Here is a 20,138-nt window from a genome sequence, read left to right on the forward strand (position 1 = left end):
GGCGCCAACCGGCCGGCGGGCCGACGGCGGCGGAGCCGCCGATCGACGGGCGGTCGTCGGAGGAGGTGCGCGGCTTCGTGGACGAGTTCGCGACCCTGCTGGCGGGCACGGGCCTGCCCCGGATGGCCTCCCGGGTGTTCACCTGCCTGATCATCTCCGAGGCGGGGAGCCTGACGGCGGCCGAGCTGGTACGCCGGCTCCGGGTCAGCCCGGCGTCGGTGTCCAAGGCCATCGCCTTCCTGGAGGCGATGGAGCTGGTCCGGCGCGCAACGGACCCCGGCGGGCGGCGCGAGCGCTACGTCATCGGCGACGACGTCTGGCGGCGGGCCTGGAGGGCCGACATCGGGGCGCACGCCGAGCTCGCGAAGGCCGCCCGGCGCGGCATCGACGTCTTCGGCGCCGGCACGCCCGCCGCCATCCGGCTGGGCCGGATGGGCCGGTTCTTCGCCTGGATCAGCGACCAGATGGACGGCGGCGGCCTCAGCGAGTCCGTCGTGCTCGACGCGCTGACGGCGCTCGCCGCGCTGGTGCACGCCGGCCGGCCGCTCGAGGAGGACGTGCTGGCCGCGGCGCTGGACTGGCCGCGCGGGCGCGCCGCCGACGCCCTGGACGCGATCGGGCGCCGCCCGGACATCGCCGACCCGCTCGCCCTGGAGCGCACAGGGACCGGCGCGTACACCGTCACGACGCGGCCGGACCGCCTGAGCCCGGCCCAGCGCGAGGCTCTGCGCAGCGGCGTGGCCGCCCCTCCCCCACCCGCTGACCTTGATCGGCCACCGGCGAGACGAGAGGCTGCCTCATGACCGTTCCCGACGTGACGGCGCTGCGCGAAGGCACGCGCCTGCGGGCCGCCACCCGCCCCCGGGGGCCCGAGCTGGCCCGCGTGGAGGATCTTCGCGGGCCGGACGGGCTTCCGCTGCGCCACTACCGGCCCTCGGAGCGGGCGCGGCCCGTGGTCGTGTTCGCGCACGGCGGCGCCTTCGTCATCGGCGACCTGGAGACCCACGACCGCACCTGCCGGCGCATCGCCGACGCCTGTGATGTCGAGGTGCTGGCCGTGGACTACCGGCGCGCGCCCGAGCACCCGTTCCCGGCGGCCATCGAGGACGTGGCCGCGGTGCTGCGCTGGGCGCGGCCCGCGGCCGTGGCCGGGGACAGCGCCGGCGGCTGTCTGGCGACCATGGCGTGCCTGCGGTTGCGGGAGGCGGGCGAGCCGCTGCCCGCCCTGCAGGTCCTGGTCTGCCCCAACACCGACCTGACGCTCTCGCAGCCCAGCGTCGCCGAGAAGGGCTCCGGTCACGCGCTCGACGCCGACTTCCTCGACTGGGCCGTCGCGCTGTGGACGCCCGATCCCGCCGGCCGCGAGCAGGCCAGCCCGCTGTTCGCCGCGGACCTGTCCGGCATGCCGGACGCGCTGATCGTGACCGCCGAGCACGACGCGCTGCGCGACGAGGGCGACGCCTACGCCCGCCGGCTGGCGGAGGCCGGAGCACAGGTGAGGCACCGGCAGGAGGCCGGCCTGGAGCACGGCTTCATCCAGAACATGGACCTGACCTCGCCCGAGGCCGCCGCCGCCCACGACCGCCTGTTCGCCGACATCACGGCCATGATCCACCGGTGAGCCAGGACTCCGGCCCCCGGACGGACTGCCAGACCCGTTCGGGCAGCAGCCTGGCGGCCTCGTCGAGGTCGATGCCGGGCACACCGGCCAGCCAGCGGCGCACGGTCTCCGCGCCCGGCCCGATCACGAGCATCTCGATGAGCGAGACCGGCGGCGCTCTGCCGGTCGTGCCGGCCCCTGCCCGGGGCCGGGGCCGGGCAGCGGAGCCGGTGACCGCCGTGATCCATGCGCTGCGGGCGGGCGACGAGCCCGAGGTGGGACCGTACCGGCTGGTGGAACTGGCGGGCGACGCGGAGTTCCGGCGACGCTTCGCCCAGGAGGTGAAGGCGGCCCGCAAGGTCGGCGGCTTCTACACCGCCCAGCCCGACCAGGTGACCTACCCGACGCGCATACCGGGCCTGTACGTCGTGCCGTCGTACACGTCACTCAAGCAGGTGGAGCTCGCCCCGCCACCCGGCGTCGAGCAGGTCATCGACTGGGCTATCAACAACACCTCAGAGCCGTTCGATGTCGAGATCACCGACTGCGGGCCCTCGCTCGGCCTGTTGTCGGTGGCCGCGCTCGTCGGCGCGCCGAACATCGTTATCCCGCTCAAGGCCAGCGGCTTCGATCTGAACGCCCTTACCGAGCTGAACCGCACCCTCGCCCCCACCAAGCAGCGGCTCGTCTCGCAACTACCGGGAGTCCTTGCGCACGGTGGCGGTGGGCGCGTACTCGTGCAGCGGCATCCGGATCGACTCCGCACAGGGCGTCGAACACGTCGCTGGTGAGGTTGGACTTGAGGACTTCCGACAGCAGAACGGCGACAACCTGAGGTTCGCGCAGCCCGTGGATGTAACCGGGCCGCACAGCAGCACAGCCTCACTCTCTGGCAGGCGCCGAAGCTCGTGTCGCTGCCGGAGGACTGGGGGGACCTGGTCGGCCAGGTTCGATGTCGTCCCACCCCTCCACGTCCATGTGGGTGATCCCCTCGATCGCGCGGCCGGCGATGTTCATGCGCAGCCGCCAAGAGGTGTCAAACGACAACGAGGACGACCACGACAATGACGGGCCGCCGATCTACGCGCTCGTCCTTGGCCTCATGCAAGCCAGCCACGGGCCTCTGCCGGTCCTCTTCCTGGAGCCTGAGACACCGACCGCGGGGGCCGACGACCTGCGCGACCGATGCGGATGGCGGCCGCGGGACATGACCGTGGTCCCGAACCTTCATGCGCCGCGAGCGGGAGGAAGTTGACCTCGGCGCCGCCGGCGCCCCAGCGGTCGAGCGCGTCATCCAGGAGCTCGTGGACGTCGGAGTCGCTCATGGCCTTGCGCGCGGCGAGGGCCCGGCGGCCGTCCTTGGTGAGCCGGGCGTCCCGAACGAGCGGCTGCCACGTCCGGACTACCCCATGGAGATTCGGGAGGTCGGGAGGCCACATTGTGAACACGGATCCGGCCAGGACGGCGACCGTGGCCCGGTCGGCCTCCAGGAGAGGGATCAGGGTCTTCTGGCAGGAGGCGCATCCGGCGCGGCAGGCGGCCACCACCTGAGCCGCCAGACCGAGATCGACCGGCTGGCCGCAGGCGTAGGGGGTGGGCGTCGCCGAGCTCGGCGCACTGCCCGGGCAGCACGTGGAAGCCGCGCTCGCGCGCCTCGGCCACCAGTTCGGTCGCCAGGCACGTCTTGCCGATGCCCGCGTCGTCGCCGACCAGCGCGACGCCGGCGGTGCCGGTCGCGGCGCACTGCAGTTGGTCGACATACGTGTTCTTCGCCGGCGCCTGCCTGGCCTCGTGGTCATCCCGGGCCCCGGACCATTGCCCTGGGCTGGCCCGGCTCGTCCAGACCAGCCCGTGGATAGGTGGAGGATCGGCTCGGCCGAAGGCAGGACCGGTCGTGGGGTTCCAGGTCGCGGTTCGGATCAGCTCGGGTTTGGTTCGGTTCCGGGTCGCGGAGCCGCGGCCTGGCTGGGCCGGGGGGGCAGGTTCGGTTCAGCTTTGTGTGCGCAGCCAGTCGAGGAGTGAGGTGTGGGCGGGGTGCCAGTCGAGGTGATTCCTCGTCTTCGTGGAGGAGATCTGCTGGTCCAGGACGAACAGATCGGCGATGCCGCCTATCTCGGCCCGCGCCTCCTCCAGGGGCCAGGAGGCGGTACGGCCTTCGCCGAGGGCCGCCGCGAGTTCGTCCAGGCGGACGGTCTCGCTCATGCCGTGCCAGATCCCCGGCTCGGTCCTGTCGAGGACGGTGACGTACAGGTCGGCCAGATCCTCGGCGTGCACGACCGGCCAGCGCACGCCGGGCTCGCCGATGTAGACGCCGACGCCTTGCTCGGCGGCCTTGGGTGCCAGCAGGCCGGCGATGAGCCCGCCGCCGTTGCCGTACACCATGCCGGGTCTGACCACTTGGCCGCCCGCAGCGAGGACGCGTCGCTCGGCCTCTGCCCGCCAGCGGATCAGCGGGTGCGGGTCGGGGTCGGTGTCCTCGTCCGACGGCTCGCTGCCCAGGACGGCCGCGCCGGTCGTGTAGATGACCGGGACACCGGACGCTGTCAGGGCATCCACGCCTGCCAAGTCGGTCTCCTCGCCGAGCGGCGGCCCGACGTGGACCACCCGGTCGAAGCCCTTGGCGGCGATCGTCAGCGAAGCCGCGTCAGTCAGGTCGCCGTCCACGGCCTTCACGCCTTCCGGCAAAGTGTGGCCGCCAGGGTGACGCAGACCGGCGACCTCGTGGCCCGCACGCTGAGCGGCGGTGGCAATGGCGCCGCCGATGTACCCGGCAGCACCGACGATCAGAACGTTCATGCCAACTCCTTGCTACTGCACTTACCGCCGTTCTCGGCGATGCGTTCGATAACGGCCCTGCTGCTGATGACGGCAGCGGGGAATGCGAGGTGCTGGTGGTGACGGCGGACCGCTGGCGCGGGCGGTCACTCCCTGCGTGGTGTGGCAGGTGTCCAACTCGGCCGGAGTCCGTGCGCGAGGAAACAGAAGAACGGCTCGACGTATTTCCGGCCATGGCGTCCTTGTTTTCTGCCTGGGTGTGGGCGCCCAGCCCAGGACGTTCAGTGGCGATCCGCCAGCTCGTCCTGTTGAGGCTGCCGAAACGATCCCCACCGTGATCGCACACCGGACCTGACGATGCCGGTGGGACATCGCGTGGACGCCTGGTAGTACCGGCGCAAGATCCGAAGGCGCGGCGCGTCGACAACGCCCTTCAGTGGCAGCTCGCCATCACGGTTACACCAGGGCGATGCCATGGCCGGGACCAGACACAACGTAGGTGAGCCGGGAGCGGCGAGCACGCGGGCGGCGGCGGTCAGGCCGTCGGCGCCGGGCATCGGCACGTCCAGGAGCACGAAGTGCGGCATGAGCCGGGTCACCGCGCTCACGGCCGCTTCACCGTCGCTCGCCTCGCCGACGACCGCGATGTCGCCCGCCGCTTCGAGGATCATCCCCAGCTCGGACCTGACCAGGGCCTCCTCATCGAGGATCAGTACCCGGATCATGCCGTGGGGATCCCTGCCAGCACCTGGAGTTCGCCCGCCGCCCGCGGCCCGGCCTCCCGCCTGCCGCTGACGACTTTTACGCGTTCACGCAGTCCGACCAGGCCACACCCGGAACCGGGCGGGACGGCGCCGGTCAGCCAAGGCCGGTTGAGGAGAAGTTCAGTTCGGCTGTGCCGTACCGGATGTGGACCTCGGTCTCGGCGCCACCCGCGTGCTTGTACACGTTGGTGAGCGTCTCCTGGACCACCCGGTAGGCGGTGCGTTCGGTGGTGGGCGGCAGTGTGGGTCTCTCGCCCTCGTCGTGGCGGTTGACCGCGATACCGAGGACCCGCGACCGGTCGAGCGACCACGTCGTGCATCTCCCGCGCGAAGCGGGCCCGCTCTTGGTCGCAGGCATGGAGGGCGCGGAGCACCTGCTCGCGCAGCAGTTACTCGGACTGCGCGCGCATCGCGTCGACTACCTGCCGCCTGGCGCGCACCCCCAGACCGACGACCAGCGGCAGCCCAGCATGGCGCCGCCCAAGAGGACGACGTTGACGACCGCGCCCGCGATCAGCGTCCGGTAGCCCTCGCTGCGGTGGAACACGAGCGCCGCACCCGCCGCCACGACCGTGAACACCGGCACGGGCACCTCCGACGTTACCCATCGAGCCGGCCGTCGCCGCCAGGAACAGCACGAACACCGCCACGCCGAGGGCCGAGGGCGTGAGCCGGTCGGCGATCACCGAGGCCCGGTCGATCATGAGGAGAGGCCGCCAGCCCAACAAGACGGACATACCCCTACGAAAGTTGCGGGTGCCGTGTGACTTTCGTAGGGGATGGTATGGCGGAGCCGCACGGCAGGGTTGAGCGCATGAGGAACACCCTGTCCCCGAGTATTCTCGCGCTCTCCACAGTATTGGCCGCCCTGAGCACGGTTCCGGCCCAGGCCGCCGTGTCCGTGACCGCCCCGTCCGTGACCGCCCTGCCGGCACCGACCGGCGACCACCGGGTCGGCAAAACGGACCTGCACCTGATCGACACCAGCCGCCCTGATCCCTGGGTTGCCGGCCGGAACGCACGCGAGCTGATGGTCTCGATCTGGTACCCGGCGCGCAAGGCCGGAGGCAGGATTGCGCCGTACGTCACCCCGCAGGAGTCCGAATTGATCATCAGAGGCGTGCCGCAGCTCAAGGACCTGCCGGCGGACACGCTCGCCAAGACCACGACGCACGCCGGCGCCGATGTTGCCGCGTTGAAGCGCAAGGGCGGTTGGCCGCTGGTCGTCCTGTCCCCCGGCATGTCGCTGCCTCGGGCGACGATGACGTCGCTGGCCGAGGAGTTCGCCAGCCGCGGCTATCTGGTGGCGGGGATCGAGCACACCTACGAGTCGGTGGCAACCACCTTCCCCGGCGGCCGCACCGTCACCTTCGAGGCCGGAAAGGCCGGTCAGACACCCGAGACGGGCGCGAAGGCGGCCCAGGTCAGGGCCGCGGACACCGAGTTCGTCCTCGACCAACTGGCCCGGAGCAAGCGCTGGAACCGGTTGATCGACGAGAAGAGGATCGCGATGGTGGGACACTCGGTCGGCGGGCAAAGCGCCGCCCAGCTCCTGCCCCTCTCCACGCGGATCAAGGCCGCGGTCAATCTCGACGGCACCTACTACCCCAGCACACCGGCCAAGCCGCTGGACAAGCCCTTCATGATGATCGGCAATCCCAGGCACCAGCCGAAATCCGGTGGCAAGGACGGCTCGTGGGACGCGTTCTGGCCGCACGTGACCGGGGACTGGAAGCGGTGGCTGACCGTGAACGGGGCCGAGCACACGAGCTTCACAGACTACGCGGTGCTTCAGCCGCAGCTCGGGCTGCCCAAGGCTCCGATTGATGGTGAGCGCTCCATCAAGATCACCCGCGCGTACGTCACCGCCTTCCTCGACCTGCACCTCAAGGGCCAGCGCCAGCCTCTGCTGGACGGACCGTCGCCGAGGTTTCCTGAGGTGAAGATGTGGTAGGCCAGCATCAAGGCTACGGCTTCGTGCCGCTCAGAGATCATTACCTGAGCGGCACGAAGCGGACCGAACTCCAGGCCGGCCGGTGCTCTTACCGGTGTCGGAAATCGATGACGCCTAGAGCCAAGGACTTCGCCGACCTCGCTCGGCAAGGCCGCCCTCTTGGGGGCAGGACTGCTGGCGCTCCATCGTGCCGCGCTGGAGCAGAGCGCTGCCCTCACCGATGCCGCCCCGACCGAGCGCAAGGCACACCGCGTGTTCGCCGCCCGTGTCACAGTGGTTCAGGCCACCCGACTGCATCCGTCATGACCTGCGAAACCCTTGGGCGAGACGCATTTGAACGGGAAGTCACGGCAAGCCGCTCGACGCCGCTCTGCTGGCGCAACTTCTCGTTCGGATGCTCATGCCCCGGCACCAACACGATCATGAAGCGTGGGGTCAACCGGCGTTGCGCAAGCCGCCCTTGTTCCCCCGCGGCCGACCCGGAAGGCTCGGCGTCAGGGGCGGCCGCCGTGCCGTCGATCCACGAGGGAGGATCGTGAAGGACATCGGATGGGGCATAGCGGCGGCCGGCGCCATGGCCAGGACGCTGGGGGCGGTGATCGCGTCGCAGCCGGGGATGCGGGTGAGCGCCGTCGGCGCCCGCGACCTCGGCCGGGCGGCGGCGCTGGCGTCGTTCCTCGGCGCGGAACGCTCCTACGGCTCCTACGCCGAGGTGTGCGCCGACCCGGCCGTGGACGTGGTGTACGTGACCACGCCGCACGCCCAGCACCTGGAAGTGGTCGAGACGGCCATCGCCCACGGCAAGGCGGTGCTGTGCGAGAAGCCCCTGACGGCGACCCTCGCCCAGGCCGAACGCATGGTCGCCCTGGCCCGCGACGCCGGGGTCTTCCTCATGGAGGCCATGTGGATGCGCTTCAACCCGCTCATCCGGCGGATCGCCGCCGAGGAGCGGTTCGGCGAGATACGCGAGGTGCGTGCCTCGCTGGGCGTGGCCGCCCCGTACGACCCGGGCCACCGGCTGTGGCAGCAGGAGACCGGGGGCGGGGCGCTGCTGGAGCTGGGCGGCTACCCGCTCGGGCTGGCGCACCTGCTGCTCGGGCCGCCCACCGGCCTACGGGTCACCGGCTCGCTGAAGGGCGAGGTGGACGCCGAGGCGAAGATGTCGCTGACCTTCCCCGGGTGGGTCCGCGCCGAGGCGGAGGTCTCCCTGCTCCGCCGGCTGCCCAACAGCGCGAACGTGATCGGCACCGATCTGCGAGCCGACATCCTCCCGCCGTTCTGGGCGCCCAGGACGATCATCCTCAGCGGTCCTTCGGCTCCAGCCGAGCAATACGTGCTGGGTCCCGTGGACGGCTACGTCGCCGAGGTCCTGGAGGTGCAGAGCGCCCTGGCCGAAGGACGGACGGAGAGTCCGATCATGCCGCTTGACGACAGCCTGGCCATGATGCGCCTGCTGGAACAGGCCCGCCATCAGCTACCCCGTTCACACACCTAGGAGATCACGGATGTCATTGCACGTCGGAGTCATCGGCGCAGGCCAGATCGGCGGCACCGTGGCCACTTTGCTGACCGCGGCCGGATACACGGTCCTGCTGAGCAACAGCCGGGCGCCGGAAACGCTGCGCGCGCAGGTCGAGGCGCTCGGCCCGCTCGCCCGCGCCGGCAGTCCGGCCGAGGCGGTGGAGTTCGGCGACGTCGTGTTCGTGGCTATCCCGTTCGCCCGGTACCGGTCCCTGCCGCGCTCGGGGTGGCAGGGACGCGTACTGGTCGACACCACGAACTACTTCCCCGGCCGTCGCAGCTCGGCGACGGAGGGGAGCACGTCCAGCGAGGTGCTGGCGGCGTTCGTGCCGAAGGCGAAGGTGGTCAAGACGTTCAACACGCTGAACTACCGGTACCTGCGCGAGGAGGGCCGGCCTGCCGGGACGCCTGGCCGGTTCGCCCTGCCGCTGGCCGGTGATCACATTGACGCCAAGGCGACCGTTGCCGGGCTCATCGACGCGACCGGGTTCGACCCGGTCGACACCGGCTCCCTCGCCGAGGGCGGACCTCTCCAGCAGCCGGAATCACCGATCTTCAACCGGCCGATGACCGCCGAACGGTTGCGCGCGGCGCTCGGCATCCCGTCGTAGCGCCCTGGAGCTGCCACCGCGATCCGCCCCGTTCCGCTTGTCGACGCACCATTCGACGTTGGGACGCTTGACTAGATAGACGTTCCCGTACGGTTCCTGCCCGCCTTCGACAGCCTGCTGCTCGGCCACGCCGACCGGACCGGCGTGATCAGTGATGCCGACCGCGCACGGGTGATGGCCGGCGCGGCCAGGGTGCTGCCGACCTTCCTCGTGGGCGGGTTCGTCGCCGGTATCTGGTCTCTCCAGTACGGCACGCTGCGCCTCGTCCCGTTCCGGCCGTTGCGGGCGGCCGACATGAGGGCGGTGACCGAGGAGGCCGAGCGCCTGCTGCCGTTCGTGGGAGCCGGCAACATCACCCGCGGCTGACGGCGTCACCACCGCTCTGTCCCCCGCCCGCCCTCCTACGACCACGCCGGCAAGCCGCCCTTCTTTTCCATGCAAGGAGACTTGATGAGACGTTCCGACAACACCGCACCTCAGGCGGCCCTTACGAGGACCGGGAAACACTGATGGAGCCGACCGAGATCCTGCCAGTCATCGCACTCCTGTCGATCGTGACCGTCGAGTTCGGCGGGCACGCGCTGCTGCGCTTCGTCACCACCGACCGCGACCGGCTGGGCCGCCTGCGAGAGCGCTTCTTCCGCGCCGGTCATGCCCACGCCGGCGTGCTGCTGGTCCTTTCCCTCGTCTACCTGTTGTACCTGCCGCGCGCCGGGTTCGGCGACGGCCTGGAGTGGGCCTGCGGCGGGGTCCTGCTGGCCGGGGTGCTGGCTCAGTCAGGCGGCTTCTTCCTCCACCTGGGCATCGGCAAGGAGGGCCGCCGCTCGCCAGGCACGGCGCTCACCCGCATCGGCGCCCTGCTGTTGGCCGCCGCGCTCATCGCCCTTGCGGTCGGTCTCATCCAGGCCGCCTGACCCCCACCGGCATCGCCGGACCGTCCCCAACGATCTGAACCGGAGATTGATCGTGCACCTCTCACCTGCTCTCAGCAGGACCCGGGCCAACCTGGCCCTGCTCGTGCTCTTCCTGGCCACGTTCGTCCTCGGCAGCACCGAACTGGTGATCGTCGGCGTCCTCGACCTCATCGCCGGCGACACCGGCGTCAGCGTCGGCACCGCCGGCACCCTGGTCACCGCCTACGCCCTGGGCCTGTGCCTCGGCGGACCCGCGCTGACCGTGGCCACCATCCGCCTGCCCCGCCGGACCCTGCTGTGGGCCTGCATGCTGGCTTTCCTCCTGGCCACCCTGGCGATGGTCGTCACCACCGGTTTCGGGCTGCTGCTCGTGGCCCGGGCGGCGGCCGGCGCCCTGCATGGCGCGTTCGTCGGGGCGGCCTTCGCCGCGGTCGGCGCCGTCGTGCCCGCCCACCGCATGGGCCAGGGCATCTCGGTCGTCCTCGGCGGGATCGCCGTCTCCACCGCCATGGGCGTTCCGATCGGCACGCTGGTGGGCCGGACGCTCGGCTGGCGCGGCGCGTTCGTCGCGATCGTCGTCGTGGGCGCCGTCGTCCTGGCGGGCCTGCTCCTTCTGATGCCGGCCGTCGCCGCCCCCGCGGACGCGCCCGGGCTGCGCGCGCAGGCCCGGTCCGCGTTCGCGCCCCGCGTGCTGGTCATGCTGGCGGTCGGCGTGCTGTTGCTGGGCGGGCAGTTCACCGTCTTCACCTACATCACCCCCTTCCTGCTGCAGGTCACCGGCATCTCCGGCGCGCAGGTGAGCGGCTTCCTTCTGGCCTACGGCGTGGCCACGGCGATCGGCACGTTCGCCGGCGGCTGGGCGGCCGACCGCGACGCCCCCCGGACGCTGCTGGCGGCCAACGTCGTGCTGGTGCTGGCGCTGGGCCTGCTGTATCTGGCCGGGGCCGTCCCGGCCCTGGCCGCCGTGGCGCTGCTGGTGTGGGGCCTGGTCGGGTTCGGGCTGGTGCCCGCGCTGCAGTACCGGGTGGCGACGCTGGCCGGCCCGGCCCGCGACCTGGCCGCCAGCCTGCCCGCCTCGGCCGTCAACGCCGGCATCGCGGTCGGAGCGCTGCTCGGCGGCTGGACCCTGACCGGCAGCGGCCTGTCCGCGGTCGTCGTCGTCGGAGTGCTGATGTGCCTGGCCTGCCTGCCGCTGACCTGGCTGACCGGACGCTGGAGCGCGAGCGGACAGCTACCCGGCCAGCCTGAACCGGCGATCTCGGAAGGCTCGAAGAAATGACAAAGACAGCCATGGCGACTTTGGTGGCTGTGCTCGCCGCCGGGTCAGTTGCCGCAGAACGCCCGGCAGCGGCGCTGGAACCACCCACGACACTGGTGAAGGCGGACCTCTACGTCGATCGCTTCGCCTCGCCCAACCCCGGCTCGGTGAACACCTACTGGGTGCAGGCACCGCAAGGCTTGATCCTGGTCGACACCCTGCGCTCGCCCGCCGATGCCCGCATGGCCGTTGCCCGCATCCGAGAGGCCGGTCAGCCGGTGGCGGCCATCGTGCTGACCCACGTCCACCCCGACCACGTCGGAGGAGCGGGCGTCTTCCACCGAGCCTTCCCCCGAGCGCCGATCTACGCCTCCAAGGCCAGCGCCAAGGCTATGCGCCAGGACAAACGTGGACTCTACGCCCTGACGCGATCCCTGCCCGGGTCCGACTTCCCCAAGCGGCTTACCAACCCCACCAAGGTCTTCCGGGCGGGCGCCACGTTGACGATCGCCGGGCTGAGGCTGCGCACCGCCGAGTTCCCCGCCGCCGAATCCGACGCGGCCACCGTGTACTACGAGTCGCACAGCCGATCGTTGTTTCCTGGTGACCTGCTGAGCAACCGGGTGACCCCTGCTCTCATCGAAGGCCAGAGCTGCGGCTGGCTTGCCCAGCTCGACCGGCTGCGCAGATCCTCCCTCGCGGCAGGAACGGCCTACCCCGGCCACGGAGCCCCAGGTTCCGCCCGTGACCTGATCGCCCGGCAGCAAAACTACATCAAGGACTTCCGCAACCTGGTCAAGCGCGCCATACGGGCCGGCTCCCCGGCGGGCCGCCGCGTCACCGGCGTCGAGCGCCGCGCCATCACCGGCGCGATGGCGCGCGCCTACCCCCGCCACCCGCGGGTCGCGTCCCTGCCGACGCTGATGGAGGAGAACATCAAGGCGGTGGCCGCGGAGATCACCTCCACCGACCCGGCCGAGCTTCCCCGCATCTGCCGCTGACCTCCAACCGACCTGACCGGCACCTTCCAGGAGATTGACGACCATGCGACTGGGTGCGATTTTCCCGCACAACGAGATAGGTGCCGACCCGGAGGCGATCAAGATGTGGGCCACCGCGGTGGAGGACCTGGGCTACCACCACATCATGGCCTTCGACCATGTCCTGGGCGCGGGCACACGCAACCGGCCAGGCTGGCGCGGATACACCAGCGCCGACGCCTTCCACGAGGTTTTCGTCCTGTTCGGTTACCTGGCCGCCGTGACCACCTCCACGGAACTCGTCACCGGCGTCCTCATCCTGCCGCAGCGGCAGACCGCCTTGGTCGCCAAACAGGCCGCCGAGATCGACGTGCTCAGCAACGGTCGGCTACGCCTGGGTATCGGCGTCGGCTGGAACGACGTCGAATACCAGGCACTCGGCCAGGACTTCACCACCCGAGGCAAACGCGCCGAGGAACAGATCACCGTGCTGCGCGCGCTCTGGGCCGACCCGGAAGTCACCTTCGAAGGCCGCTGGCACACTATCCACGACACCGGTATCAATCCCCGGCCGGCACGCGGCCACATCCCCGTATGGCTCGGCGGCCACTCCGAGGCGACACTGCGCAGAGTCGGCCGGCAAGGTGACGGTTGGCTGCCCCTGGTCAAACCCGGCCTTCAGGCCAAGGAGATGCTGCGGCACATCCATCAGGCCGCGCAGGAAGTCGGCCGGGATAGGCGAGACGTCGGCATCGAGGTCAAGGTGAGCCTTTCCGACGGGTCGATGGACAGCCAGCTCTCCTACCTCCAGGCCTGGCGCGCGCTGGGCGCGACCCATGTCACGGTGGAGACCCACGGCTTGGGCCTGACATTGCGCGAGCACGTGGCCCTGCTGGAGGAGACCGCCAAGACCTACCAGCGGCACGTCGGTACGTAAGACCCCGCGGAACGTCACCTCTCACGACAGCCGGTCCCTCGCCACATACGGAGGTTCGGTCGAACCGCGCCCCGCGTCGCCGGTGCCCGCTCGGCTCCGCATCCACCTCCGTACGCGGCGGTACCAGTGACCGTCTAGGCAGATTCCTCGACGGTCTGCGGGGTACCGGTGAGCCGGAGCAGCAGCATCGCGTCGTGGTCGGGGGTGTCAGGCTCGGCCTGGTAGACGACGAGTCGGTGTCCGTCGCTGTGGGCCACCTCCAGCACCTCGTAGCTCAACGTCATCCGACCCACCGACGGGTGGTTGAAGCGCTTGCGCCCGTTGGTACGCGATCGGACGTCGTAGCGTTCCCACATCCTGGTGAACTCCGCGCTCTTCACGATGAGTTCGCCGATCACCGACGTCACATCGGGCGCGTCGGGATCGGTCCCCGCTGCAGCGCGCAGGTGGGCCACGGTGGCGGCGGCCACCTCCTCCCCGAGTTTCCGCAAGCGGCCAGCCCCGCGCAGGCAGCCGCCACAGCCGAGGTGGTCTTTGAGGTGACCGCCGACGACACCTCTTCCCGCCAGGTGTGGCTCGGAACCGATGGCATCTTGGCGGGCGCACGCCCCGATACCGTGCTCATCTCCGCGGCGCCGCTGTCGGTGGACTGGGCGGCCGAACTCGCCGCCCGGTGCGCCGAACGCGGGCTGAGCTTTTTCGACATGCCGCTCACCGGAGGAGCCGAGGGAGCCAGGACAGGGAACCTGGTCATGCTCGTCGGCGGCGACCCGGACCGGCTAGCCGCGCTTCGACGGCGTGCTGCCGGCGATCTCTGGGCAGGTCCGGCACTTAGGCCCGGCCGGCGCCGGGACCCGGTTCAAGCTGGTGCTCAACGCGCTGCAGCCGCGCACATGGCGGCCTTCGGAGAGGCGATCCGCATGGCGGAAGCGGCCGGGCTCGACCTGGACCAGGTCGGTCAGGCCCTGGTCGAGCGGCCCGGTGGCATCATCAGCCAGATGGCGTGGAGCAGCCTTCGCACCCCGCCGGAGCCGATCAACTTCTCGGCCGAATGGGCTGCCAAGGACCTGTCCTACGCCCGGCGCATGAACGGCGAAGCCGACCGCCCCATCCTCGATGCCGTGCTGTCGCTCTTCTCATGCGCGGTGCCGTCCACGATCCACAGCCGCTCCGCCACCTGGGCGGGGCGCGTCACCGGCTCCAGCGCGAGCAGCGGCCCCAGCCGCGCAACGATCCGGCAGCGCAAGACACCACGGACGCCCTCGTCCGCGCCCCCTGCCGGAGCCCTCACCGCCTCGCTCCCGCACTCACACGCAACAGCCGGTTGAACCGGCTCATCCGCAGCCCAGTGAAGGTCTCCACCCATAACGGATCGGCGCGTAACACCCGACCCATACACGTAAGGCTGTTGCAGAAGAGGGCGGGGCGGGCATTTCTCGTATATGGGCGGGCTGTTACGAGCTGATCCTTTGTGGGTGGAGACCTTCACCGGCCTGGGGATGGGCCGGTTCGAACGGCTGGTGAAGGTGGTGCGTGAGCGGGGCGGCAACGGTCCCGATGGTGGCCGGCCATGGTGCCTGCCCTTGGCCGATCGGGTGCTACTGGTGGCCGTCTATTACGCACCAACCTCACCATGCGGCAGCTCGCGCCATTATTCGGAATCTCCCCGGCCACCGTCTGCCACATCATTCAACGTCTTGGCCCTCGCTTTGGAGCCCGCGCCTCGACTGGCCGAGGCCACTGACCGGCTGTGGATCGTGGATGGCACCCTCATCCCCGTACGCGACCGCGTCCTCGGCGCCTCCAGCCGCAACTACCGCTTCTCCGCGAACGTGCAGGTCATCATCGATGCCGACACGCACCTGGTCGTGGCGACCGGCCAACCGGTAGCGGGGAACAAGGCCGACGCTCATTGCCTGGCGGGCTTCAGGGCTGGCAGCCCACTGCGACGGCGTCAGCGTGATGGCCGACGGCGCCTACTTCAATACCGGCCTGATCGTGCCACACCGCCGACGAGCAGGCAGGTCCTTGCTGCGGGCACAGGAAGAAGACAACGCAGAACACCGACGCATCCGCGCCCGCGTCGAGCACGTCTTCGCCCGCATGAAGAACTACAAGATCCTTCGCGACTGCCGACAGAAGGGCACAGTCTCCACCACGCCGTCCAGGCCGTCGCCCACATACACAACCTCGCCCTGTCAGCATGACCACGACAGCCGCAGACCCGCCCTGACCTGCCCACTCGCGACCTTCTGCAACAGCCTTTAGATCGTCGGTCCAGGACCTGGGCGAGTACAGCTCGGCGTCGATCAGCGTTCCTCGGTCTTGAAGGTAGCGAAACCTCGACGGTGATAGTTGGGAAGAGCATGCGGATGGTCCAACGTCGATGTGTGCAACCAAACCCTCTTCACCGAGGGAGCCAACTCCCACGCCCGCTGGATTGCGAGCGTCAATGCGAATCCTCCCAGACCCTTGCCGACGAACTCCGGCAGGAGTCCGAAGGTCTCGATCTCCACCTCACCCCCCGGATGAAGATCGTAAGAGGCCATGCCCGCCGGTTCTCCCTCGAAGGACAGCAGCCAGAACGTCCGGTCCGGCGCCTCGGCGAACCAGACCTGCCATTCCTCCTCGGTCCGGCTCGCGCTCCTCCAGCCGTAGGAAGCGCCGATCCTGGCCTGGATGTCCACGACCAGTGGCGAGTCCCGATCCAAGGGCTCTAGAACCAGGCCTGGCACGGGAGCGGTCGGCTTGAGCTGATCAAGGGCGGTCATTTCCACATACGTCAGGGTTTCCTTCACCAGCCAAAGGTACGGGCCCGGACCTGTACAGGGTTGGGGTTTTCGGCTGTAGCCCACTTCGAGCGGTGACGGAACGTGGTTAGGCGATGTTGTCTCGGGTGGATCTGCCCGAGCTCATCGTGGAGGTGATGTCCTGGCAGATCCGCAGTTCGTGGCGGGATTCCGGCGCTGACCCAGGATCGGACCAGCCATGTCGACCAGACCTGCCGCGTCCCCTTCATGCGCGAGCACATCAATGTGCACAGCCACTACGCCTTCGAGCTTCTGATCTGGGTGGCGGCCGTCGTACGCCTCGCAACCTCGATGCCCTGATGACGATGAGAATGTCTGCGGGAGATGCTTGTTCTCAACTGCGGGGTCAGCTTGTGCCACGTGGGATCAACTGCAGCCGCAGCGCCACTTCGCGGGCTGTCCTGGGCTGGTCAAGGCGTTGCATGAGCAGTTCCATCGCGGTATGGCCGGACTCCTCCAGGGGCTGGCGCACGGTGGTGAGGTCAAGGGCCTCGGCCAGTTCGCTGTCGTCGAAGCCGATCACCGCCAGGTCGCCGGGTACGGCGAGGCCAAGGTCATGTGCTGCCCGCAGGGCTCCCGCCGCGAGGGTGTCGTTGGCGGCGAAGACAGCGGAAGGGCGGTCCGGTCTCGACAGCAGTTGCTTGGCGGCGGTGCAGGCGGGGGCGAGCCCGTGTCCGGTCAGCCGCACATTACCGTCGGTGAGCGTGCGGCCGGCTTCGGCCAAGGCCGCCCGATAGCCGGCAAGCCGCTGTTGTGATGGCGAGAGGTAGGCTCCGGACTTTTGCGCCTCGCCGAGGAAGCCGAATTCGTGGTGGCCTCGGCTGATTAGATGCTCGGCGGCGAGCCGGCCACCGGCGGTGTCGTCGGTGTGCACGGAGTCGAAGCGGGGATGGCGGACGTCTATCAGCACCGTTGGCAGCCGCATGCCGCCCAGGCGGTCGGCCACCGCCTCTTCCAGGGAGAGGCTGACGATGATGAGCCCGTCCAGCCGCCCGGTGATGGGCAGGCTGGCCAGCAACGGCGAGGAGCTTTGCGCGGCCGATTCCTGGTCGAACAGGACGACTTCCAAGGGCCGGTCACCAACGGCTCGCAGGATGCCGTTCAGGCGCCGGGCAATCGAGGGATACGAGGTGAACGGCGCGATGACGCCGATGCGCCCCACGCCGCGCCGCGCCTTGGCGACCGCGTCCTGCTTGGGGACGAAGCCGAGCGCGTCCGCGGCCTCTAGCACCCTGCGCCTGGTCGCCTGGCTGACCCGAGTAGGGGAGTTGAGGGCCAGTGACACGGTGGAGATGCTGACGCCCGCCGCGGTGGCGACGTCGTAGATGGTGGCCCGTGCCGCCATGTAGCACCCCTTGCCGGAAAGCGCGGCCTTGTCGTCGGCAGGAATCGTATCAAGGGCTCTTGAGCCTTATCGAAGTGCTTCGATCGAAACAATTGACAGCGCGGCGCTGATCCCGTCTCATGGGGCGGAAGCCGCCGTACGGCCGGCGTCCGGGCGGGAGAGGGCACCGGCTCGCGTGATGCCGCATGGCGCGTTTCGACGGCCGGGAGCGCATGACGGAGGGAAGAGGAGCATGAACCGTTCGTATGTGGTGACGGGAGGGGGCCGTGGCATCGGTAAGGCGGTGGTCGAGCACCTCCTCGGCGATGCCGACACCGTCGTCGCCGTCGAGCGCGACCTTGCGGAGCTGGCGTGGATGGCCGGCCATCCCGCCCGCGCACGTCTGATCGGTGTGACCGGCGACGCCGCCGACGAGACCGTGGCGGCGCGCGCCGCCGATCTCGCGCAGGCCGCGGGGCCCCTGGCCGGCTGGGTCAACAACGCCGCGGTGTTCGAGGACGCCTCCCTCCACTCCGCCACGACCGGACACGTGCTGGATCTCATCGCCGCCAACCTCGACGCCGCTGTCGTCGGGTGCGCCACCGCGATCCGCCGCTTTCTCGCGGCGCGAACGCCGGGGGCGATTGTCAACCTCTCCTCACACCAGGCACGCCAGGCGGTCCCCGGCTGCCTGCCGTACGCGACGGCCAAGGCCGCCATCGAGGGGATGACCCGGGCGCTCGCGGTGGAGTACGGACCGCACGGCATCCGTGTCAACGCCGTGGCGCCGGGCTCGGTGGCCACCGAGCGCTACGCGGAGTTCCTCGGCTCCCAGGGGCCCGCGGCCGCCGCCCGCGTCGAGCGGGAGATGGCGCTGATTCACCCGCTGGGCCGAGTGGCGCAGTCCCGGGAGATCGCGGCCGCGATCGCCTACCTGCTTTCCGACTGCGCCGGCTTCATCACTGGCGCGACCGTGCCTGTCGACGGCGGGCGGTCAGTGCTCGCACACGATCCCGAGGCATAGGAGGTCATGCCGATGAGTCAATCTGGCGTTGCGGAATCGGACCGCTGTCCTGTGGCGTACGCGGTCGCCAGGGCCTTGCAAGCCAACGGCGTCGACCGGCTGTTTCTCCTCACCGGTGGCGATCTGTGGTTGTGGCGGGCGCTGAGAGACACCGCCAGTATGATGCGTATGGCCTGCGGCGATGCCGGTGAAGGGTTCTGCACGTCTACCAGATCTACATCCGCAGCTTCGCCGACGGCAATGGCGGCATCGGCGACATCGCCGGCATCCGGTCGCGACTGCCCTATCTCGCCGACCTCGGTGTCGACGCGCTCTGGATCACGCCGTGGTATCGCTCCCCGATGGCCGACGGCGGCTACGACGTGGCCGACTTCCGCGCGATCGCTCCGGAGTTCGGCACGCTCAACGAAGCGGAACGCCTGATCGAGGAAGCCCACGAGCACGGCCTGCGACTCATCGTCGACATCGTTCCCCATCACACCTCCGACCATCACCGGTGGTTCGCCGACGCCCGCACCGCAGGCCCCGGATCCTTCGAGCGCGCACGATATTGGTTCCGCCCGGGCCACGGCCCCGATGGGGCGCTCCCACCGAACGACTGGCACTCGGTGTTCGGCGGTCCGCCTGGACCCGCCTCCCTGACAGCAAGGACACATCGGCGGAGTGGTACCTCCACCTGTTCGCGCCCGAGCAGCCCGACCTCAACTGGACCAACCCCGAGTTGGGGCTGCCTGAGGTGGACGATCTCCCCACCGACGCCCTGCAAGACCCGATCTGGGAACGGTCGGGCCACCGAGACCGCGGCCGGGACGGTTGCCGCGTCCCGCTGCCGTGGTCCGACACCACGCCCGCGCTGGGTTTCGGCGTCGCCAAGCCCTGGCTGCCGCAGCCACCACAGTGGCGCGGCCTCAGCGTCGAGGCCCAGGCAGGAGATCCCGACTCGATGCTCGAGCTGTACCGGGCGGCGCCACGACTTCGGCGTGCCTGCTCCGTCCTCGGAGACGGACTCTTGCAGTGGCTGGAGGCACCCGACGGGGTGATCGCGTTCGACCGTGGTGCGGGATTCACCTGTCTGGTGAACTTGGCCGCTCAGCCCGTGTCGTTGCCCAGTCATGATGAGGTACTCCTCGCCAGTCGACCGCTGGACGGTCACCAGCTGCCGCCCGACACGGCGATCTGGCTTCGTGCGCGCTGAACGTGAATCTCTGCGGGGTGTCGGTACTCCGTTTCACGGTGTGAGCGGGTATGCAGCCAATCGGGGGTTCTGGGAAGTGCCGGTTAGGTGGCTAGAACCCGTCCCGCCAGCCGACGGCGCGGTTGCGCACGTCACCCCCCGGGATTCATCGACTCCCTCTACATCGGCTGCGGGCACGAACCCCAACCAGGGCAAGGTGGCGAGCTGGACGGCAAGGCCTAATCGGTCAGCCGGGCCCCGCCCGTGGCCGGGGTCGATGAAGGCTACGCCGGCGGGTGTCAGGGTGAAGTACCGGATCAGATCGTCGCGGCCGATGTCGGGGTAGGACCGCAACCGTTCCAGCTGGTCTTCGGAGAACATCCGGGTCGACGTCGACCACCCCCACACCGCCACCGGCCAGAACCGTACGAACCGTAGCGGAAGTGATCAACAACCGGAACAGGCCCGCGTCAGTGCAGGTCAGGCAAATCG

23 protein-coding genes and 2 pseudogenes are annotated in these 20,138 nt (G+C 69.9%); 16 read left to right on the forward strand and 9 right to left on the reverse strand.

What is annotated here, in order from left to right; genetic code table 11:
• Both AB0H81_RS15655 and AB0H81_RS15660 read left to right on the forward strand, forming a co-directional pair.
• Positions 1 to 803, forward strand: an 803-nt coding sequence (locus AB0H81_RS15655; RefSeq protein ID WP_358374597.1) for a MarR family transcriptional regulator, incomplete at its 5' end; no start/stop codon positions are given.
• Positions 800 to 1,621, forward strand: a complete 822-nt coding sequence (locus AB0H81_RS15660; RefSeq protein WP_358374600.1) for an alpha/beta hydrolase — start codon at positions 800 to 802, stop codon at positions 1,619 to 1,621. The genes AB0H81_RS15655 and AB0H81_RS15660, both read left to right, overlap by 4 nt.
• Here AB0H81_RS15660 and AB0H81_RS15665 read toward each other — a convergent pair.
• Positions 1,599 to 1,754, reverse strand: a complete 156-nt coding sequence (locus AB0H81_RS15665; protein ID WP_358374603.1) for a hypothetical protein — start codon at positions 1,752 to 1,754, stop codon at positions 1,599 to 1,601. The two genes, AB0H81_RS15660 and AB0H81_RS15665, sit on opposite strands and share 23 nt — an antisense overlap.
• Before the next feature lie 4 nt (positions 1,755 to 1,758).
• Between AB0H81_RS15665 and AB0H81_RS15670 the strand changes: the two genes are divergently transcribed.
• Together AB0H81_RS15670 and AB0H81_RS15675 are read left to right on the forward strand one after the other, a co-directional pair.
• Entirely contained in the window at positions 1,759 to 2,391 is a 633-nt protein-coding gene (locus AB0H81_RS15670) for an AAA family ATPase (protein WP_358374606.1), read from the forward strand.
• Positions 2,392 to 2,582: 191 nt separating this feature from the next.
• Positions 2,583 to 2,855, forward strand: coding sequence for a hypothetical protein (locus tag AB0H81_RS15675; protein ID WP_358374608.1), 273 nt, complete (start codon positions 2,583 to 2,585; stop codon positions 2,853 to 2,855).
• Between the two features lie 734 nt (positions 2,856 to 3,589).
• On the opposite strand, the gene AB0H81_RS15680 is transcribed toward AB0H81_RS15675, so the two are convergent.
• The 4 genes from AB0H81_RS15680 to AB0H81_RS15695 form a co-directional block, all read right to left on the reverse strand.
• On the reverse strand, positions 3,590 to 4,396 hold the full coding sequence (locus tag AB0H81_RS15680; RefSeq protein ID WP_358374611.1) for an NAD-dependent epimerase/dehydratase family protein: 807 nt from the start codon (positions 4,394 to 4,396) through the stop codon (positions 3,590 to 3,592).
• 260 nt (positions 4,397 to 4,656) lie between these two features.
• The gene (locus AB0H81_RS15685) at positions 4,657 to 5,100 is read right to left on the reverse strand and encodes a response regulator (RefSeq protein ID WP_358374613.1); all 444 of its coding nucleotides are present in this window, start codon (positions 5,098 to 5,100) and stop codon (positions 4,657 to 4,659) included.
• A 133-nt stretch (positions 5,101 to 5,233) separates the two neighbouring features.
• Complete coding sequence (locus AB0H81_RS15690; RefSeq protein WP_358374616.1) at positions 5,234 to 5,497, reverse strand: hypothetical protein; 264 nt, start codon at positions 5,495 to 5,497, stop codon at positions 5,234 to 5,236.
• A 60-nt stretch (positions 5,498 to 5,557) separates the two neighbouring features.
• Entirely contained in the window at positions 5,558 to 5,725 is a 168-nt protein-coding gene (locus AB0H81_RS15695; RefSeq protein WP_358374619.1) for a hypothetical protein, read from the reverse strand.
• A gap of 228 nt (positions 5,726 to 5,953) precedes the next feature.
• Between AB0H81_RS15695 and AB0H81_RS15700 the strand changes: the two genes are divergently transcribed.
• The 8 genes from AB0H81_RS15700 to AB0H81_RS15735 all read left to right on the forward strand — a co-directional run bounded on the left by AB0H81_RS15700 (position 5,954) and on the right by AB0H81_RS15735 (position 13,314).
• Positions 5,954 to 7,093, forward strand: a complete 1,140-nt coding sequence (locus AB0H81_RS15700; RefSeq protein ID WP_358374621.1) for an alpha/beta hydrolase — start codon at positions 5,954 to 5,956, stop codon at positions 7,091 to 7,093.
• Positions 7,094 to 7,628: 535 nt separating this feature from the next.
• Positions 7,629 to 8,588: a Gfo/Idh/MocA family oxidoreductase gene (locus AB0H81_RS15705; protein ID WP_358374623.1), complete on the forward strand. Its 960-nt coding sequence runs from the start codon at positions 7,629 to 7,631 to the stop codon at positions 8,586 to 8,588.
• A gap of 10 nt (positions 8,589 to 8,598) precedes the next feature.
• A complete protein-coding gene (locus AB0H81_RS15710; RefSeq protein WP_358374626.1) occupies positions 8,599 to 9,225 on the forward strand; it encodes an NADPH-dependent F420 reductase in 627 nt (208 codons plus the stop codon).
• A gap of 75 nt (positions 9,226 to 9,300) precedes the next feature.
• Entirely contained in the window at positions 9,301 to 9,591 is a 291-nt protein-coding gene (locus AB0H81_RS15715; protein WP_358374772.1) for a crosslink repair DNA glycosylase YcaQ family protein, read from the forward strand.
• Positions 9,592 to 9,734: 143 nt separating this feature from the next.
• Positions 9,735 to 10,139, forward strand: a complete 405-nt coding sequence (locus AB0H81_RS15720) for a hypothetical protein (RefSeq protein WP_358374628.1) — start codon at positions 9,735 to 9,737, stop codon at positions 10,137 to 10,139.
• A 52-nt stretch (positions 10,140 to 10,191) separates the two neighbouring features.
• Positions 10,192 to 11,418: an MFS transporter gene (locus AB0H81_RS15725; RefSeq protein WP_358374631.1), complete on the forward strand. Its 1,227-nt coding sequence runs from the start codon at positions 10,192 to 10,194 to the stop codon at positions 11,416 to 11,418.
• An 11-nt stretch (positions 11,419 to 11,429) separates the two neighbouring features.
• On the forward strand, positions 11,430 to 12,398 hold the full coding sequence (locus AB0H81_RS15730; RefSeq protein WP_358374634.1) for an MBL fold metallo-hydrolase: 969 nt from the start codon (positions 11,430 to 11,432) through the stop codon (positions 12,396 to 12,398).
• A 43-nt stretch (positions 12,399 to 12,441) separates the two neighbouring features.
• On the forward strand, positions 12,442 to 13,314 hold the full coding sequence (locus AB0H81_RS15735) for an LLM class F420-dependent oxidoreductase (protein WP_358374636.1): 873 nt from the start codon (positions 12,442 to 12,444) through the stop codon (positions 13,312 to 13,314).
• 134 nt (positions 13,315 to 13,448) lie between these two features.
• On the opposite strand, the gene AB0H81_RS15740 is transcribed toward AB0H81_RS15735, so the two are convergent.
• Positions 13,449 to 13,805, reverse strand: a complete 357-nt coding sequence (locus AB0H81_RS15740) for a hypothetical protein (RefSeq protein WP_358374639.1) — start codon at positions 13,803 to 13,805, stop codon at positions 13,449 to 13,451.
• 48 nt (positions 13,806 to 13,853) lie between these two features.
• Here AB0H81_RS15740 and AB0H81_RS15745 point away from each other — a divergent pair, with 48 nt between their 5' ends.
• The gene (locus AB0H81_RS15745) at positions 13,854 to 14,642 is read left to right on the forward strand and encodes an NAD(P)-binding domain-containing protein (RefSeq protein WP_358374642.1); all 789 of its coding nucleotides are present in this window, start codon (positions 13,854 to 13,856) and stop codon (positions 14,640 to 14,642) included.
• Between the two features lie 114 nt (positions 14,643 to 14,756).
• Positions 14,757 to 15,521, forward strand: a pseudogene (locus tag AB0H81_RS15750) (transposase family protein).
• A 102-nt stretch (positions 15,522 to 15,623) separates the two neighbouring features.
• Here AB0H81_RS15750 and AB0H81_RS15755 read toward each other — a convergent pair.
• Together AB0H81_RS15755 and AB0H81_RS15760 are read right to left on the reverse strand one after the other, a co-directional pair.
• Positions 15,624 to 16,112, reverse strand: coding sequence for a GNAT family N-acetyltransferase (locus tag AB0H81_RS15755; RefSeq protein ID WP_358374645.1), 489 nt, complete (start codon positions 16,110 to 16,112; stop codon positions 15,624 to 15,626).
• Between the two features lie 358 nt (positions 16,113 to 16,470).
• Entirely contained in the window at positions 16,471 to 17,469 is a 999-nt protein-coding gene (locus AB0H81_RS15760; protein ID WP_358374648.1) for a LacI family DNA-binding transcriptional regulator, read from the reverse strand.
• A 232-nt stretch (positions 17,470 to 17,701) separates the two neighbouring features.
• Between AB0H81_RS15760 and AB0H81_RS15765 the strand changes: the two genes are divergently transcribed.
• On the forward strand, positions 17,702 to 18,472 hold the full coding sequence (locus AB0H81_RS15765; protein WP_358374651.1) for an SDR family oxidoreductase: 771 nt from the start codon (positions 17,702 to 17,704) through the stop codon (positions 18,470 to 18,472).
• 197 nt (positions 18,473 to 18,669) lie between these two features.
• A pseudogene (locus tag AB0H81_RS15770) lies at positions 18,670 to 19,667 on the forward strand (alpha-amylase family glycosyl hydrolase).
• 33 nt (positions 19,668 to 19,700) lie between these two features.
• Here the strand turns inward: AB0H81_RS15770 and AB0H81_RS15775 are convergent.
• On the reverse strand, positions 19,701 to 20,027 hold the full coding sequence (locus AB0H81_RS15775) for a DUF4158 domain-containing protein (protein WP_358374653.1): 327 nt from the start codon (positions 20,025 to 20,027) through the stop codon (positions 19,701 to 19,703).
• Between the last annotated feature and the right edge of the window lie 111 nt (positions 20,028 to 20,138).

The organism is Nonomuraea sp. NPDC050691 (assembly GCF_040654455.1).
GTDB lineage: Bacteria > Actinomycetota > Actinomycetes > Streptosporangiales > Streptosporangiaceae > Nonomuraea.

Bases quoted from the DNA above. Each gene is read 5' to 3' on its own strand.
- AB0H81_RS15660 (WP_358374600.1), top strand. From the start codon at position 800: ATGACCGTTCCCGACGTGACGGCGCTGCGCGAAGGCACGCGCCTGCGG.
- AB0H81_RS15665 (WP_358374603.1), bottom strand. From the start codon at position 1,754: ATGCTCGTGATCGGGCCGGGCGCGGAGACCGTGCGCCGCTGGCTGGCC.
- AB0H81_RS15670 (WP_358374606.1), top strand. From the start codon at position 1,759: ATGAGCGAGACCGGCGGCGCTCTGCCGGTCGTGCCGGCCCCTGCCCGG.
- AB0H81_RS15680 (WP_358374611.1), bottom strand. From the start codon at position 4,396: ATGAACGTTCTGATCGTCGGTGCTGCCGGGTACATCGGCGGCGCCATT.
- AB0H81_RS15685 (WP_358374613.1), bottom strand. From the start codon at position 5,100: ATGATCCGGGTACTGATCCTCGATGAGGAGGCCCTGGTCAGGTCCGAG.
- AB0H81_RS15690 (WP_358374616.1), bottom strand. From the start codon at position 5,497: ATGCCTGCGACCAAGAGCGGGCCCGCTTCGCGCGGGAGATGCACGACG.
- AB0H81_RS15700 (WP_358374621.1), top strand. From the start codon at position 5,954: ATGAGGAACACCCTGTCCCCGAGTATTCTCGCGCTCTCCACAGTATTG.
- AB0H81_RS15710 (WP_358374626.1), top strand. From the start codon at position 8,599: ATGTCATTGCACGTCGGAGTCATCGGCGCAGGCCAGATCGGCGGCACC.
- AB0H81_RS15720 (WP_358374628.1), top strand. From the start codon at position 9,735: ATGGAGCCGACCGAGATCCTGCCAGTCATCGCACTCCTGTCGATCGTG.
- AB0H81_RS15730 (WP_358374634.1), top strand. From the start codon at position 11,430: ATGGCGACTTTGGTGGCTGTGCTCGCCGCCGGGTCAGTTGCCGCAGAA.
- AB0H81_RS15735 (WP_358374636.1), top strand. From the start codon at position 12,442: ATGCGACTGGGTGCGATTTTCCCGCACAACGAGATAGGTGCCGACCCG.
- AB0H81_RS15760 (WP_358374648.1), bottom strand. From the start codon at position 17,469: ATGGCGGCACGGGCCACCATCTACGACGTCGCCACCGCGGCGGGCGTC.
- AB0H81_RS15765 (WP_358374651.1), top strand. From the start codon at position 17,702: ATGAACCGTTCGTATGTGGTGACGGGAGGGGGCCGTGGCATCGGTAAG.
- AB0H81_RS15775 (WP_358374653.1), bottom strand. From the start codon at position 20,027: ATGTTCTCCGAAGACCAGCTGGAACGGTTGCGGTCCTACCCCGACATC.